The following is a 14,821-nucleotide window of genomic DNA, read 5'->3' as shown; positions in this document are numbered from 1 at the left end:
AATGCTTGCTTTGGTGACTGGGGGTGCAGGCGTCGTAGGGAAGGCGCTCTGCCGGGAACTTTTGAAACACGAAGTGTGTGTGCGTGTTCTGACGCTCCCGGGCGATACTCTGGCTAGCGCGTTACCAAGTGATGTGGAAATATTCTACGGTGACGTGACCGATCCCGATTCCATGAAAAAGGCCTTTGAAGGCGTCGATGTGGTGTATCACCTGGCGGCCATCCTTCTTTCTACCCGACAGGGAATGTTCGATAGGATTAATGCCCAAGGAACAAAGAATGTGGTGGAGGCTGCCATAGGTGCCGGTGTCCGCCGTATCCTCTATGTATCCAGCATTTCCGTTACCTATCCGGCACTGACCGAATATGGCCAGAGCAAGTTGAAGGGGGAAGGTTATGTTAAGGCTGCCGGCGAGAGAGGCTTGGAGTGGACAATCGTCCGCCCAACCTTGGTCATCGGCGACGGGGGTGGAATTGAATTCAACATGTTCGCCCGTTATGTATGTCGGTTTCCCGTGTATTTCCTTCCTGGCGGAGGCAAATGCTTGAAGCGTCCTGTAAAAAGCGTTGACCTTGTGCAGGGAATCGCTGCCGCAGGTCTCTCCGAAAATGCGGTTGGCAAGACCTACGCCTTGGCTGGAAAAAATGTGCTGTCCATGGCTCAAATGGCAAAGTCAATCCTTAAATCCAGGGGAATGCGTCACTTGATGGTGCCTCTGCCCTGGTGGCTCTGCAGAAAATTGGCTGTACTTAAGAGTTGGATTGGGGGAAAGCCCGTGACTGCAGAACAGGCTCTAGCAGGTTTTCTTTTTGATGCAGCCCCCTCCATAGACGAGGCTGTTGAAAATCTTGGCTATAATCCAGGTTCTCCGCTCTGAAAGAACGCTTAATTAGAAAATCTCGGCTTTTTGACGAAAAAAAGTGTAGATTAGTTGAAAAGGTTGAGGTTGTTATGAAAATGAATTTTCATAAGTTTTTGGGGGCGACTTCAGTCGCTATGACTATGGCTACCGCCATGATGGTTTCCGCCTGTGGCGATGATGGTAGTTCTTCAAACAATGTGGAACGAGAGGAAGATTCCTCCAGCAGTTTGGTTGAATCCTCTTCGTCGGAGGAAGTGTCTTCTTCTTCCGAAAAATCGAATTTGCCTAAGGGCGCCCGTGTAGCAACCCTTAAGGATATGGATAAGAACATATCCCTGGGTGAACTTTTCGGGACAACGGTTTATCTGGCTACAGGCAGCAAGGTTGGCCTGTATTCGCTATGGGTTCCTGATACAGCTTGGATTGCCTTTCATTCCGAAATGAATGATGGAGAAATATTCTTTGACAAGTCTAATGGAGCCCTCATGGGGGCATCCAGCATTGCAGTCTATGATTCGTTGAAGAACATGCTCGATAAGGGAGCCAAGCTTGAATTTATCATGAATTCCGATGAAAAACTGCAGTATTCCCTGAATGGCGGCAAGTATCAGGACACAGAAGTTGCCAAGGTGGCTATTTCCGGCTCCAACGTGACCAAGGCCGACGAATTGAAGGGAAAGAAACTGTCCTGTACATCAGGTGATACGACCAATACCTATCTCTTTTACGAGGGTCGATTCCTGCAGGAAAATTCCTTGGATAAAAAGGATATCTCCTGGTCGGCCGGCTATTATGATATACAGCGTGGAATGCTGTTGATGATGCCCACTTTCTATGACCAGCAGGCCCTGGCCTTGAAGTCTTTGTATGTAGACGGAGAATTCAACCTGACATCGGCTACTGGTAGTGAGTATAAGTGCAAGAATTCCAAGTTTGAATTCGATTCGGTGGACGAAAGCGACCTTGTGGGTGAGTGGGTTGCCTCGAAGGATGGTGAGGACTGGACCCTGGAACTGAAGAAGGATGGTTCCCATCAGCTTCAGGCAAAGGAAAAGGGTGGCACGATTGAACTGAAGACAGGTGTGTGGAGTGTGTTCGGAGATTTGCTGCTTATGAGGAATACCGGTTGCCTTAATCCATCCTCCTGCTCCAAGGCTGTGAAAGGTGTCGTTTCTGGGCTAGACAAGGACAAGGGTTTCAACTACGATCATTCTGATACGGGGGATCCTCTGGTGCCTACGGCTTGGACAGTACCTTTGTATGAATAAATTCCAGTAAAAAAAAGGACCCGAAAGGGTCCTTTTCTAATCTTTTGAAGAATTAGATGCTTACTTGTCCTTTTGGGAAGCAAGGGACAAGCATTCCTCACTTTGCTCGGCTTACTTGTCCTTGCACTTGCAATCACCTTCGCCATTGCACTTGCATTCGCCTTCACCGCCGCATTCGCATTCTCCGTTTCCGCCACAGCATTCGCCTTCGCCCTTGCCGCACTTGCACTGGTGCTGCTGGAAGGGGGCCAGGTCCTGTTCGGTAGCTTCGCGAACATCCACCACTTCGATGGCAAAGTTCAGGTTCTTGCCAGCCAGTTCGTGATTGGCGTCGATAACAGCCTTGTCGCCGTTGACGGACTTGACGCGGATGGGCATGGGACCTGCCGGAGTCTGTGCGTAGAACTGCATGCCAGCTTCAACCTTGTCCACACCCTGGAAAACGCTGACGGGAACTTCCTGGGTCATGCGTTCGTCGTATTCGCCATAGCCTTCGGAAGGGATGACCTTGACATCGAACTTGTCGCCAACTTCGTGGTCGTACATGGCCTTTTCCAGACCGACAACGATCATGTGCATACCCTGGATGTACTGGAGGGGGTCGCGGCCTGCGGAGGTGTCAATGACCTGGCCTTCGTCGGAGGTGAGGGTGTAATGCATCTGGACAACGGTCTTGTCGGCAATCTTCATAGTGTTCCTTTTGTTAAGGCAAACGTTAAGCTGTTTGCAATGTCTTGATTTTGAGAAAATCTAGAAATTTATTCCTGGATGGAGAATGGAGTTAGGCGGATGCCGTTGGATTCTCCGGTCCTTCGCGGGAATACCTTGGGAAGGCTCTGGCTGTATCCTTGGTATTTTAGGCGTTCCTTGGCGATCCCTTTCTTTTCCAGGTAATTGTAGATAACCTTGGCGCGGGATTCTCCCAGGGATTCTCCTTCGACTTTGCTGCCACTGGCCGCGCATTCTATTTCCATGGCGAGAGGGTTCTGGCGCATCATGGATATAATGTCGTTGAGAGCCGTATAGCTGGAGTTTACCAGGGTGGTGTCACCCGCCTTGAAAATGATTCGACTTGCGATGGAATTGATGTTCAGCCTAGAATTCATGGGGCATCCATTATGGTCAACGACCACATTTCTTATAGTCCCCGGGCATAGGTCCATCCAGTCGGCGATTCCATCCTTGTCGGTATCAATGGGGCATCCAATGCTGTCGATGGGAGCACCCTTCGGGGTGTTCTGGCATTTGTCCTCTTCATCGAAAATGCCGTCTCCATCCTGGTCCAAACGGCAGCCGTGCTCGTCCACGCCGACTCCACTGGGCGTGTTCGGACATTGGTCCTTGGAATCGGGAACACCGTCGTGGTCTTCATCGGCAGGGCATCCTACGCTATCCACTTTTTCACCTTCGGCGCTGTTGGGACATTTGTCTAGGTCGTCAGGAATTCCATCCTTGTCAAAGTCCAAAGGGCAGCCGTCCTGGTCGATGGAGATTCCTTCGGGGGTGTCAGGGCACTTGTCCTTGTCGTTCGTTATTCCGTCATGGTCCTGGTCCAGAGGGCATCCGGTGGAATCCACGATGTCGTTTGGCTTGGTCTGGGGGCACATGTCGTTATTGTCGTCAATGCCGTCTCCATCACTATCGAGTGTGCATCCATCAGCATCTACGGCAAAGCCGGCAGGCGTGTTAAGGCATTTGTCCAAATAGTCGTATACACCGTCGTTGTCGAGATCCAATGGGCAGCCATTGTAACCGACTACAAGGCCGATTGGAGTACCCGGGCACTCGTCAACAATGTTGAGTACGCCATCCTGGTCTTCATCCACGGGGCATCCGCGGGTGTTTACGACCATGTTTCTGCTGGTTCCCGGGCACATGTCCTTACGGTCAATAACCCCGTCTCCGTCACTATCGTTCCAACTGAAGTCAAGCTGTTTGCTGAGTGTGATCGCCATGCCAAAGGTTGGCGTACTGAAGGTTGAATAGTTGATTTTGTCTTCGCCGGAGGAAAGGCTGATGGGAAGGCCATTGGAGACCTTCTCCTTGCGGAAGTAATTGATGCCGACATCTCCAGAGATGGTTAAGTCGGTTGCGTAGGGGAGGTGCAGGCGCAGACCTGGCGTAAACCGCAACGGGCTGACTGCGATGTTGTGGGTAATGTTGCTGGTCTTGATCGGTGTTTCGCCGGAAACTTCAATAACGCCAGTCAGGAACTTTTCGGGGAATATGTTGAATCCCCCGCCCCACAGAACGTAATTTGCGGAAGCACCTAGTATCTTGAGAACACCAGCGTATCCGTTAAAGCTCAGTTCATTTGCCAAGAAGGCGGAAAGGTGGGCGTAGCCGGATATGCCCCAACTGTCAGAGGTAAAGGCATGGCTTTTCCCATCGGAGTCCGTGTACCAACGGTGCCTTGGTCTAAAGCCAATATCGCTATTCCCGGTGGGAATCAGGATTTCGCCGCTGAAGGCGACAAAGGTCCTGTCATTGATGGGGTAGGAACCCTTGATGCCGAACTGCATATCTCCAAGACCGAATCCGCTCAGGTCTGTTTCTGGAATATCTCCGTCATAATGGAATGGAAGTCGGGTACTTATTTCCAGATGGTCGCTCAATCCGAAACTCAAGTAGAGAGCTTCGTCGTTTGACGGGGTGTTGCTGTTCAGCGAAATCTGACGACCGTCGCTGTTCGTGTAAAAGCCGTCTATGCTTAGGGGCTTTCCGTCGCTCACCATTTCGTAGCTGCCGGATAAATAGAGAATGCCCTGTCCCATGTTTTGGGCTGAGGGCACGTGTATTCCGCTGTTTGACCTGGCAAGCCCTACCTGGCCAAAGCCGGCGGTGGCAAAACATGCCAGTAAAGTGGCGATTGAGGAAAGCTTTAGTTTCATTGGATGGCTAGAAAGTAACAATTTTTTGGTTCCAAAATTCGTCCCCTTCTCGATAATGAGTATATTTGTGCCTCGAATGAAAGATTTCCGTGAAAAACAAGATTTGCCGAGTTGGCATCGAAAGTCCCAGAAGGCGTACCGAGTTAACCGTGTCATTATCATTTTGCAGATGGTGGCCTCCCTTGTCCTGGCCGGTGTGATTTGGTTTGGTGTTGAACGCTTGATCCACTGATAAAACTTGATGATTGATTTGTACAAAAAGTCCGGCTTTGCCTTTTTTGCGTTACTATTGCAGGTGATGTTCCTTGCTGGTTGCGCCTCTAAACCCGCTCCCGTCACCCAACCCGTAGAACATAGCTCAGAAAACCAGGTTATTGAGGTACCCTCTTATACGGAAAGTGCTCTGAAGGATACGGTGTCCGATTCCTTGGCGGCTCGTCCATCCTGGACTTACTACCAGTACGCCCTGCAGGCCATGGATAACCAAGAATGGATGCTTGCCCGCCACTATCTGGACGAATCCTTGAAACTGCTGATTGCAGAAAAGTACGATTCTACTTACAAGAATGTTTCTGCAGCGGAAGACTCCATCTATCGCGAAAAGATGTCATTGAAGCTGGTTCGTGCCTTGGACGAAGTTTATCCTAATGTTGCGAACCTCGGGGAGGACGCGGAAAATTTTGTCCGGAACGAGGTGTCCATCGAAGGCATCGACGACCTTGATGAAAATGTTGCCGACAGTGCCTCACTACAGGTAATTGAAAGCTTCCTGGATACCCTTGATGTAAAACAGTTTACCTTGCCGGTAGAGTTCAACGACCGAGTGATGCAGGAAATTTTCTACATGACGGGTTCCGCCCGCAAGTTCATGGAAGGCTCCCTTAATCGAAAGACGGCCTACGATTCTCTGATCTATGCAAAGATGGATGAAATGGGCATGCCTCGTGACTTGATCTATTTGGCTCTTGTCGAGTCTGGCTTTAAGGTGAAGGCCTATAGCCGCGCAAAGGCCTCGGGCATGTGGCAGTTTATTCCAGAAACTGGTAAACGTTATGGCCTTGAATTGGACTACTGGGTGGACATGCGCCGTAATCCGGAGCAGGCAACTGTTGCAGCCCTTAAGTACCTGGGTCGCCTGTACGAGGAGTTTGGTGATTGGCAGCTGGCTATGGCCGCTTACAACTGTGGCGAAGGTCGCGTCCGCCGTTTGATTCGTGAGATGAAGGCTGACTCCACTAGGGATTCTACCCAGGCTGTCACTTATTGGGAACTCCAGCTGCCGAAGGAAACCATGCGCTATGTGCCCCGTATTCTTGCGGCTATGGTGGTGGGCCATTTCCCGGAACAGTATGACATGACTATCAAGAAGCAGACTCTGCCTGACTATGATACCGTCACGGTCTTTGATTCGTTCCCGCTGGAGGAAGTGGCCAAGCTTCTGAAAGTTAAGGAAGATACCCTGCGCAGCTTGAACATGGAACTGGTGAAGTGGTGTACTCCTCCTAATAGGGATTCCTATTTGCTTAGATTGCCGGTGGGTACCCGCGCAGCCTTTGTCGATGGTTATGATAAAATGGAAAAGAACAACTTTTCTAGCTGGCACCATCACAAGGTAAGAAAGGGCGAAAGCCTTGGAATCATTGCAAAGCAGTATGGCATCAAGGTATCGGAACTGCAGCAAGCCAACGACATGAAGAGTACCCGTATTCGTGCGGGACAGAATCTTCTGATTCCCATCAAGGTTACTCCTAAACCGAAGTCCAAGTCTTCGTCGTCTGGCAAGAAACCGGAGAAAGTCCGTGTCTATGTAGCCCAGGCCAGTGACGATATGGCTTCCGTAGCAAGAAGACATGGTGTTTCCCAGGATAGCCTTCGTTCATGGAATAATCTGGATGTGGTTGCCCAGTTGAATGCGGGCGACACCCTGCTTGTGTCTAGACCAGAACCTCAGAAGGCGGTCGAGGAAACCGCTGCGCCGACCGAGGCGAGAACATCTAACGAGCGTCCGAAACTTCTCAAGGGCCAGCGTTACGAAGTCAAGTCTGGAGACAGCTATGTTGACATCGCCAAGGCCTACGATGTTCCCGTAGTCCTGTTGCTTCAGGCAAACAATGGCTTTAGCAAGCGCCTAACTGTTGGTGACTCCTTGGTAATTCCAGAAATTGTTCGCAATGTGTCAAAGCCCGCAGCAAAGGCAAGTCCCGAAAAGAAAGTTGAAAAGAAGACCGCAGAAAAGAAAACCTCGGAAAAGAAATCTGCCGAAAAGTCTCCCATCTATGTGGTCAAGTCTGGAGACAACCTTAGTGTCATTGCCCGCAAGTACGGCACAACGGTTGCCAAGATTCAGGCCCTTAACAACATGGGCAATAGCACCAACATTGATGTTGGTCAGAAACTGAGAGTTCTCGGCGATCCGGAACCCGTTGCTGATTTCAAGATCCATGAGGTCAAGAAGGGCGAGGGTCTTTGGGATATCGCCCGTCAGTACAAGGTGACCATCGAAGATATCGTCAAGTGGAACAATCTATCCGATACAAAGATTAAGATTGGCGATAAGCTAAAAATCAAGAAATAAAAAAAAGGACGCGAAAGCGTCCTCTTTTTTTTAAGCCTTTGACTTAGAACAGCGTGATACCCAGGCTTACGAAGGGCTGGAAGTAAGTGTCGAAGTCCAGCATGAACTGATCGCCATCCTTGGTTTCTGACAGCTTGCGTTCGTAGTAAGTGTGGAAGTATTCATGACTGTTGCGAACGCCGGCAGAAAGGAACGCTCCGTGCCATGCCATGCGCAGACCAGCGCCATAGGCGTAGCCGTAAAGGATGGGGGAGGTGAACTTGGTATCGTCGGAGAAGAAGGTCTTTCCAAAAATACCGCCAGCGAAGAGGTAGGGCTTCAACATGAACTGGTAGTTGTAGCTTTCGACCAGGGGAAGTGCCAGGTCGAAACCGAACTGGAACAGGGCGGTGTGAACCTGATGGCGACCGTCGATGTCGGAGGAATCCAGCGGGGCGTCAATAAAATCCTCGGTAAGTTCGGCCAGGTCGTCGTAGGCGGACTTGGCGTTGCGGGGATGGTGGCTGATGCCTAGGTACTGGTAGCCGGCCATGATGTAAATGTCGAACCATTCGGTCAGGGGCAGGGTACCGGATGCTCCGTAGATGTAGGAATTGTCTACGGAAATATCGTACTTACGGTCACGAACCTTATATACGTAGGTGACGTTGCTGGACTTGATGTTTCCAAACTCTACATAGGGACCGAAGGAGCCTCGGTCTTCATACTCCATGAAATCGCTGTTTTCTGCAGCGGCCATGGAGGTATCTGTGATGTAGGTCTGGGCGGATGTAAGGCTGACTGCAGCCAGGGCGAGAGAGATAAATAACCGATTCATGTGATAAATTTAAAATATTTCATGTAAATTGAAAATTTTCGTGAAATATTTGCAAAAAAAGTGTATTTTTTTCGCAGATAATTAAAAAATCCCTATTTGGAGCCCAAATTTATGAATAAGAAGCTTTTGGCACTTTGCGCCGCCGGTTTGATGTTCTCCCTGACAGCCTGTAACGACACCATGGATCCCAATGATCCCCAGTCTGTGCGTAAGTATTTGACCAAGCAGCAGATTCCTTTTACCCCGAACCAGTTCGTTTCCTACGCTGTTAGCGGTGATACTGCCAAGATGACCATGTTCCTCCAGGCTTCTTTCGAAATTGATGCTCCTGCAGATAACGGCAACAATGCTGTTGCAATTGCTGCAAACAAGGGCAATATGGCTGTGCTGAACTACCTGTTTGAACATGGCGCAAAGGCTAACGTTCGCAACGGTAATGGCGAAGCTGTCATTGACAATGCCGTCATGATGGGCAACAAGGAAGTCGTTTCCCGCCTCTTGACTCAGCTCAAGGCCGAAGGTGCTGAAACCCAGACTTTGGGCACTGCCGTTCTCCTTGCAGCCAAGGCTGGTAAGGTCGACATGCTCGAAACCTTGGCAGACGCAGGCGCACCTCTCGATGCTCGCAGTGCTGATGGTTATCTCCCCATTCACTGGACTGTCAAGAATGGCCAGTACGATGCAATGATGTTCCTCATCAACAAGGGTGTCGATGTGAATGCCAAGTGCGGTCAGGGCTATTCTGTACTTGACTGGGCAACCAACGAAGGCTATACCCGTCTGATCAAGGCTCTGAAGAAGGCCGGTGCCAAGAATACTCCGCAGTACTTCAAGGACTCCAAGGCTAAGTAATAATGATGCAAAGGGAACCCCATGGTTCCCTTTGGAAACCTTCCTAGAATCAGTAGGAAATTGACATTCAAGAGGGAACCCCATGGTTCCCTTTGGAATCCTTCCTAGAATCTACCAAGGCTATCCATTTTGAAAAGGGACCCCTGATGGGGCCCTTTTTTGTATGCGGGTGCGAAAATTTTATAAATGGTTAATAGCCGTTTTTAAGCAAATATTAGGCGAAAATTGCGTTTTTTTAAGAAACTTCTGTTTTTTGTATGGTGGTTCTTTGTATTTTTGCCGCATGAAGTTTTCGAAAATTTCCTTTATTCCCAAGCTGTGTCTATGCCTGTGCTTGACCTGCGTTTTTGCTGGTGCGCAGGAAACTGTTGAAAGTATTAAACGTCAAACCAAAGCTGTCGAAGCGGAAACCGCTCGCGAGAAGTCCATGCATGATGCCGAAAAGAAGCGCCATGCGGAATTCATCGAAGTCGGCCGCAAGAAGGTTCAGGCGCTCTCTAGCCAGAACAAGACCCTGAAGGCCGAAATCGACTCCCTCAAGACCGAAATCAAGAACTTGGCCGAAGCCCGCCAGAAGACCGCTGGCACCATCAAGTACTTTGAAAATCGCAAGGCCAAGTATGGAGAATCCCTGGCAAAGGTCATTGATTCCTTGGTTCCTGTATTCGAGTCGGATTTTCCCTACCGCAACGAAGAAACTATTACCAGTATCAAGGAAATTGCAAACCAGCTTCACAAGGGCTTGATTGAAGCGGATGATGGCTTGAACCGTACGCTGGAGGTTTTCTACGACCGAATCCGTCTTGGTTATACTACGGAAGTCTGGAAGGGCTTTTTGCAGGTAAATACTCGTAACGTAGCAGGCACCTTTATGCGCTATGGCGCAGTTGCCTCGATCTTTGTTAGCAACGATGGCAATGACGTGCTGTGGCTTGCGCGTACAGAAAACGGTGGTTACACCTGGATGAATGTTTCCGACGACTTGGCAATGCGTACCGCACTTAAGGATGTGATGAAGGTTGCCGAAGGTAAGACCGCTCCGCGCTTGGTTACTATTCCGGTGGTTCTTCCCAAGGAGGCTAAGTAATGAATCTCAATATGCTTAATCTCCGCAAGTGGATTGCTCCCATGGCTGTTGCAGCCGTGCTTTGTGCAGCACCTTCTGCAACATTCGCCCAGCAGGATAATATTGATGCTGTCAAGAAGCGTGCTGAATTGAACAGCGCGAAGGCTGACCTGGAAGAAGCTCGCAAGAAACGAGACATGGCTGTTGCAGCCCGTTGGAAGGATCGCGAAACTGCAAATCAGGAACGCGAGATGTTCAATGAAAAGTACCAGGAAAGCAAGGAAAAGGTTGACGCCCTTATGTCCGAACGTGCTCGTCTGTTTGAAGATGTACGCGTAGCCCGTGAAGATCTTGCCCAGGTAAAGCTCCAGGCAGAAAAGGCTCGTGCCGAATACTTGTCCTTGGCTGCTGGTCCGGAACGTCTTGAAAATTTGGCCAAGTTCCAGGAACAGGGAATTCCCTTCAAGATTGCTGAACGTGTTGAAGCACAGAACAAGGTCAAGAAGGAGATGGGATTGTACCGCGATGATCCCCTCCGTATAGCCAAGTCTATCTTGAACGTTGCCAAGAATGAAATGTCCTTTACTCGCGAAATCCAGCAGGAACAGGCTGAACTGGTGTTCGGTACTGCAGTCTCCGAGGGGTACCGTCTCCGCATGGGTGGCCTGTTTGCAATGCAGATGGCTAATTCCGCCCTGGATTCTGCGGGAAACCGCCCGTCCGCTTTGATGCTTCCGGTTGCCGGAGAAAAGAAGCGCGCTTTCAGCTGGCAGGAAAACCTGACTCCGGAAACCAAGAGTGAGGTATCTAATGTCTTTGCCAACGCAAAGGACTCCGCCTATGTGATGGTTCCTGTGGATGTTCTCCTGAGTACGGAACTATCCTCTGAACTTGCAAATCATCAGGAAACCACATGGAAGGATGAACTCCTGACCTTCTTCAAGAACGGTGGCATCCTGATGTATCCCATTGTGACCATCTTTGGCCTTGGTCTTTTGATTGTCCTGTTCAAGCTTCTGTGGCTCTTGATTTGTGGTTTTGGCGGCTTTGGTGTACGCAGAACTTTGAAGGCCCTAGAAGCAGGCGATGTGGAAAAGGCTCGTGCTGAATCCGTGAAATCCCACGGTAAGGTAGGCAAGGTCCTGAAGACCGTCCTTACCAAGGAATACGGTGGCCGTGCTGCCGCAGAGAAGGCCTTGGAAGAACTGTTCTCCGCCGAGGTTCCCAAGATTGAATCCGGCTTGACCTGGGTTTCTGTTTTCGCCGCAACAGCTCCGCTTTTAGGTTTGCTTGGTACCGTGATGGGTATGATTGAATTGTTCGATGTCATTACCATGCACGGAACTTCCGATCCCAAGCTTCTGGCAGGCGGTATCTCCATTGCCCTTGTTACCACGGAAGCAGGCTTGATTGTCGCTATTCCGTTGCAGCTTTTGCATACCTTCCTTTCCAACAGGTCTGACGCTCTTCGTGGCCGTATGGAGAAGGCTGGCCTTGCCGTTCTTAACGCTCTCTGGATTAACGAAAAGTAAGGTCTAGATTTCGTGATCACAGGTGTAGATCAAAATTCCGTATTGGAAGTGGCCTTTGGCATCCTCTTTAGGGGAGGATGGGTTCTTGCCCCGATTTTTGTGTTGGGGTGGTTTGGCTGGTTCTTGATGCTGGAACGTTACGGCTACTATTTTATGCTGCGTGGTCGCTCTTTTTCCGCTTTCTGGAAAACCCTGGAAAAAAAAGGGGAGGACGCCGCCTTTGCAAAGATGGGTCGTCGCCGTTACGGGTATTTCTACGCCCTGATCAAGGATGTTCGCAAACACCGGGCCGAGGGTCCTGTGGCTGTTCGTAATGCTATGGAAGCAACTCGTCACCGCATATCATTGAATCTTGCTAAGTCCCTGAAGACCATTTCTACCTGTGCTGCTCTTGCTCCCATGATGGGGCTTCTAGGTACTGTTTCTGGCATGGTGCACACCTTTGAGACGATTCAGCTCTTCGGTTTTGGCAACCCGGTTCTTTTGGCAGACGGTATTTCCGAAGCTCTTTTGACGACCCAGGCTGGCCTGTTAGTCGCTTTCCCCTTGATGCTTGCCTACAACTATTTGTCTGGCAAGGTTGCCGAGGTGGAGGACGACGCCTGGAGTGAGGCCTTGAAATTTGAATCTTACGTGTTTGATCCTGAAAAATTCGAGTGTCATTCTGAGCTGTCTGAGCATCCCCAGTGTCATTCTGAGGCTCGTTCACAGTGTCATCCTGAGGAGCGTAGCGACGAAGGATCTAGCGAGGTAACAAAATGAGTTTTATCCGTAAACGAACCCGTGAAGCTGGTGGCATCGATGTGTCCCCGATGCTGGACATGGTGTTCATCCTTTTGATTTTCTTTATAGTAACCTCTACGTTTACCCGTGAGACTGGTGTGGATGTGACAAAGCCCAAGGCTAGTTCAGCCAAGGATCTTGCCAAGGAAAGTATCTTGATTGGTGTAACCCGTCAGGGAACGATCCATATTAACGAAACCCAGGTGAACCTGACGACACTCAATACGGTGCTGCGTCAGATGATGGCCGAAGCTCCGGATCGCCCTGTGATTATTGTTAGCGACCGCGATGCACCCAACGGGGTTGTGGTCGATATTCTTGATGAATGTAACTTGGCCAAGGTTCGTAAAGTTTCCATTTCCGCAAACAAAGAGGAATAAAGCCTAACGAGAAAATGAAAAATGCAAAATGAAATATGAAAAATTAAATCATTCTTCATCTTTCATTCTTCACTCATAACTCATAACTCATAACTCATAACTCATAACTATGTCCACCTTCTCTCCCACAGATCTTGTCGCTAAGTATCTACGCTATCCCATAGCGCTGGTGCTTTCCTTTGTGGTGAGCGCGATTTTCTTCTTGGCAGTCCCCGTTATCAATGCCCTGCTGTTTGATAAGGGTGTTAAGACCGAGAAGGAGCTGGAAGCGGTTACCGAAGTAGAAGTTCTTGTTAGCGAGAAAAAGCCCGAGGTCAAGCAGAAGGTTATCCGTACGATTGTTAATCCCAATCCCTTCAAGATTTCTTCCAACATGGGTGTAGGGCGTTCCCAGAATTTCCAGATGGATTTGTCCCTTGCTCGTGGTGCTGCCGGTGACGGAGTTGCCGTTGGAACGGGCGGTATGGAAAACGTGGTGTACGAAGCTGGCGAAGTGGATGAACAGGCTTCCGTTCTTCGTGAAATTCAGCCCAAGTTCCCTGAACGCGCTAAGCGTCTGGGTGTTTCCGGCTATGTGAAGGTCTTGATTGTAATTGACGTTTATGGCGATGTGGCCCAGACTCAGGTCTTGACCTTGGATCCTCCGGGCTATGGCTTTGAAACCGAAGCATTGAATGCCGTACGCCAGTGGAAGTTCAGTCCCGCCCAGCTCGGCGGATATCCGGTGGCCCAGAAGGCTACAAAGGAGTTCCGCTTTGTTAAGTAGTTGCATGTGTCATTCCGACCCAATCCTGCGTCATTCTGAGCCGAAGGCGAAGAATCTAGCCGTAGCGATGTTGGGGCTGCTGCTCCTTGCTGTTTCTTCTTTTGCGGCTGAAGATTACTTCTTCAAGGCCAATGAACTTTATGACCAGGGTAAGTACAAGGAGGCTGTGCCTCTTTATCGTGCTGCCATCGATGAAGGCCGTTACGAGCCTTTCGCCTGGTTTAACCTGGGAAACGCCCTAGTCCAGCTGGACCGTAAGCAGGTGGCCTTGGTAGCTTACCGCCGTACTGTGGAACTGCTCCCGAATTTTGAAAAGGCCTGGATGCTCATGGGCGACATCTACTATTTGGCAGGGGATGCAGGGGAGGCCATTGCTGCCTACAACCGTGCCGTAGAATTGGGTGTGGAATCGGACCATGTCCATTTTGCCCTGGCTGAATGCTATATGAAGGGTCGTGACTGGACTTTGGCCCAGAAGAACTTTGAACGTGCCCTGCAGCTGAACCCGGACCGCATGGATGCCTGGTATGGACTTGCCGAAGTCTATGAAAAGCTTGGCGACTATGAGTACGCCATAAAGACCTTACAGAATGCATTGCAGATGACAGCCACTGCCGGCGCCGATGTTCACTTTACGCTGGCGTATTACTATCGCAGTATGGATTCCACCAGACAGTCACTGAACGAGATGGAAAACGGCCTGCTGATGGATCCGGAGAATGTTTCTGCCCGCCGTTATCTAGCCCAGATGTACGTGAAGAATGAATCCCCCTGGATGGCCATATTTACGCTGGAAGAAGGCCTTCGCCATAACAAGGGCAAGGGCGACCTGAATCTGGACTTGGGACAGATCTACTTTAACCAGAAACGCTACGACGAAGCCTTTGAATGCTATATGAAGGCTTGGCTTGCAGGCTCGTCCCAGGGCCGCATCGGTGCCGAGAACGTAGGCCATGTGTTTACCAATGCAGGTGAAACAGAAAAGGCGGAAAGCCTTTACAAGCGTATCCGCGAAAAGAAATGATTAAA

14 protein-coding genes are annotated in these 14,821 nt (G+C 50.0%); 11 read left to right on the top strand and 3 right to left on the bottom strand.

Annotated features, from left to right (window positions below; translation table 11 throughout):
* Position 1 precedes the first annotated feature (1 nt).
* Both MJZ26_07625 and MJZ26_07620 read left to right on the top strand, forming a co-directional pair.
* Positions 2-877, top strand: coding sequence for an NAD-dependent epimerase/dehydratase family protein (locus tag MJZ26_07625; GenBank protein ID MCQ2105646.1), 876 nt, complete (start codon positions 2-4; stop codon positions 875-877).
* Between the two features lie 74 nt (positions 878-951).
* A complete protein-coding gene (locus MJZ26_07620) occupies positions 952-2,130 on the top strand; it encodes a hypothetical protein (protein ID MCQ2105645.1) in 1,179 nt (392 codons plus the stop codon).
* Positions 2,131-2,241: 111 nt separating this feature from the next.
* Here MJZ26_07620 and MJZ26_07615 read toward each other — a convergent pair whose 3' ends face one another.
* Together MJZ26_07615 and MJZ26_07610 are read right to left on the bottom strand one after the other, a co-directional pair.
* Positions 2,242-2,820, bottom strand: coding sequence for a peptidylprolyl isomerase (locus MJZ26_07615; protein ID MCQ2105644.1), 579 nt, complete (start codon positions 2,818-2,820; stop codon positions 2,242-2,244).
* A gap of 68 nt (positions 2,821-2,888) precedes the next feature.
* Entirely contained in the window at positions 2,889-5,021 is a 2,133-nt protein-coding gene (locus MJZ26_07610) for a thrombospondin type 3 repeat-containing protein (protein ID MCQ2105643.1), read from the bottom strand.
* 67 nt (positions 5,022-5,088) lie between these two features.
* Here MJZ26_07610 and MJZ26_07605 point away from each other — a divergent pair, with 67 nt between their 5' ends.
* Complete coding sequence (locus tag MJZ26_07605; protein ID MCQ2105642.1) at positions 5,089-5,253, top strand: hypothetical protein; 165 nt, start codon at positions 5,089-5,091, stop codon at positions 5,251-5,253.
* A 9-nt stretch (positions 5,254-5,262) separates the two neighbouring features.
* On the top strand, positions 5,263-7,596 hold the full coding sequence (locus MJZ26_07600; protein MCQ2105641.1) for a LysM peptidoglycan-binding domain-containing protein: 2,334 nt from the start codon (positions 5,263-5,265) through the stop codon (positions 7,594-7,596).
* A 43-nt stretch (positions 7,597-7,639) separates the two neighbouring features.
* On the opposite strand, the gene MJZ26_07595 is transcribed toward MJZ26_07600, so the two are convergent.
* Positions 7,640-8,413 (bottom strand): hypothetical protein, encoded by a 774-nt coding sequence (locus MJZ26_07595; GenBank protein ID MCQ2105640.1) that lies wholly within the window; start codon positions 8,411-8,413, stop codon positions 7,640-7,642.
* Positions 8,414-8,524: 111 nt separating this feature from the next.
* Here MJZ26_07595 and MJZ26_07590 point away from each other — a divergent pair, with 111 nt between their 5' ends.
* The 7 genes from MJZ26_07590 (at position 8,525) to MJZ26_07560 (ending at position 14,816) form a co-directional block, all read left to right on the top strand.
* The gene (locus MJZ26_07590) at positions 8,525-9,265 is read left to right on the top strand and encodes an ankyrin repeat domain-containing protein (GenBank protein MCQ2105639.1); all 741 of its coding nucleotides are present in this window, start codon (positions 8,525-8,527) and stop codon (positions 9,263-9,265) included.
* Between the two features lie 283 nt (positions 9,266-9,548).
* Positions 9,549-10,352, top strand: a complete 804-nt coding sequence (locus MJZ26_07585; GenBank protein ID MCQ2105638.1) for a DUF3450 domain-containing protein — start codon at positions 9,549-9,551, stop codon at positions 10,350-10,352.
* Entirely contained in the window at positions 10,352-11,863 is a 1,512-nt protein-coding gene (locus MJZ26_07580) for a MotA/TolQ/ExbB proton channel family protein (protein MCQ2105637.1), read from the top strand. The genes MJZ26_07585 and MJZ26_07580 overlap by 1 nt, the downstream gene beginning before the upstream one ends.
* A gap of 12 nt (positions 11,864-11,875) precedes the next feature.
* Positions 11,876-12,625 (top strand): MotA/TolQ/ExbB proton channel family protein, encoded by a 750-nt coding sequence (locus tag MJZ26_07575; GenBank protein MCQ2105636.1) that lies wholly within the window; start codon positions 11,876-11,878, stop codon positions 12,623-12,625.
* On the top strand, positions 12,622-13,026 hold the full coding sequence (locus MJZ26_07570) for a biopolymer transporter ExbD (GenBank protein ID MCQ2105635.1): 405 nt from the start codon (positions 12,622-12,624) through the stop codon (positions 13,024-13,026). Before MJZ26_07575 ends, MJZ26_07570 begins: the two co-directional genes overlap by 4 nt.
* Positions 13,027-13,135: 109 nt before the next feature.
* Entirely contained in the window at positions 13,136-13,792 is a 657-nt protein-coding gene (locus MJZ26_07565; protein ID MCQ2105634.1) for a TonB family protein, read from the top strand.
* On the top strand, positions 13,782-14,816 hold the full coding sequence (locus MJZ26_07560) for a tetratricopeptide repeat protein (protein MCQ2105633.1): 1,035 nt from the start codon (positions 13,782-13,784) through the stop codon (positions 14,814-14,816). Before MJZ26_07565 ends, MJZ26_07560 begins: the two co-directional genes overlap by 11 nt.
* Positions 14,817-14,821 lie beyond the last annotated feature (5 nt).

Source organism: Fibrobacter sp., assembly GCA_024398965.1.
Classification (GTDB): domain Bacteria; phylum Fibrobacterota; class Fibrobacteria; order Fibrobacterales; family Fibrobacteraceae; genus Fibrobacter.
The sequence above is the reverse complement of the archived record's forward strand: the minus strand, read 5'-3'. Positions and strand labels throughout refer to the sequence as shown.

Coding starts and splice junctions, on each gene's coding strand:
- MJZ26_07565 (MCQ2105634.1), top strand. CDS start 13,136: ATGTCCACCTTCTCTCCCACAGATCTTGTCGCTAAGTATCTACGCTAT.
- MJZ26_07625 (MCQ2105646.1), top strand. CDS start 2: ATGCTTGCTTTGGTGACTGGGGGTGCAGGCGTCGTAGGGAAGGCGCTC.
- MJZ26_07590 (MCQ2105639.1), top strand. CDS start 8,525: ATGAATAAGAAGCTTTTGGCACTTTGCGCCGCCGGTTTGATGTTCTCC.
- MJZ26_07600 (MCQ2105641.1), top strand. CDS start 5,263: ATGATTGATTTGTACAAAAAGTCCGGCTTTGCCTTTTTTGCGTTACTA.
- MJZ26_07570 (MCQ2105635.1), top strand. CDS start 12,622: ATGAGTTTTATCCGTAAACGAACCCGTGAAGCTGGTGGCATCGATGTG.
- MJZ26_07610 (MCQ2105643.1), bottom strand. CDS start 5,021: ATGAAACTAAAGCTTTCCTCAATCGCCACTTTACTGGCATGTTTTGCC.
- MJZ26_07615 (MCQ2105644.1), bottom strand. CDS start 2,820: ATGAAGATTGCCGACAAGACCGTTGTCCAGATGCATTACACCCTCACC.
- MJZ26_07580 (MCQ2105637.1), top strand. CDS start 10,352: ATGAATCTCAATATGCTTAATCTCCGCAAGTGGATTGCTCCCATGGCT.
- MJZ26_07585 (MCQ2105638.1), top strand. CDS start 9,549: ATGAAGTTTTCGAAAATTTCCTTTATTCCCAAGCTGTGTCTATGCCTG.
- MJZ26_07595 (MCQ2105640.1), bottom strand. CDS start 8,413: ATGAATCGGTTATTTATCTCTCTCGCCCTGGCTGCAGTCAGCCTTACA.
- MJZ26_07620 (MCQ2105645.1), top strand. CDS start 952: ATGAAAATGAATTTTCATAAGTTTTTGGGGGCGACTTCAGTCGCTATG.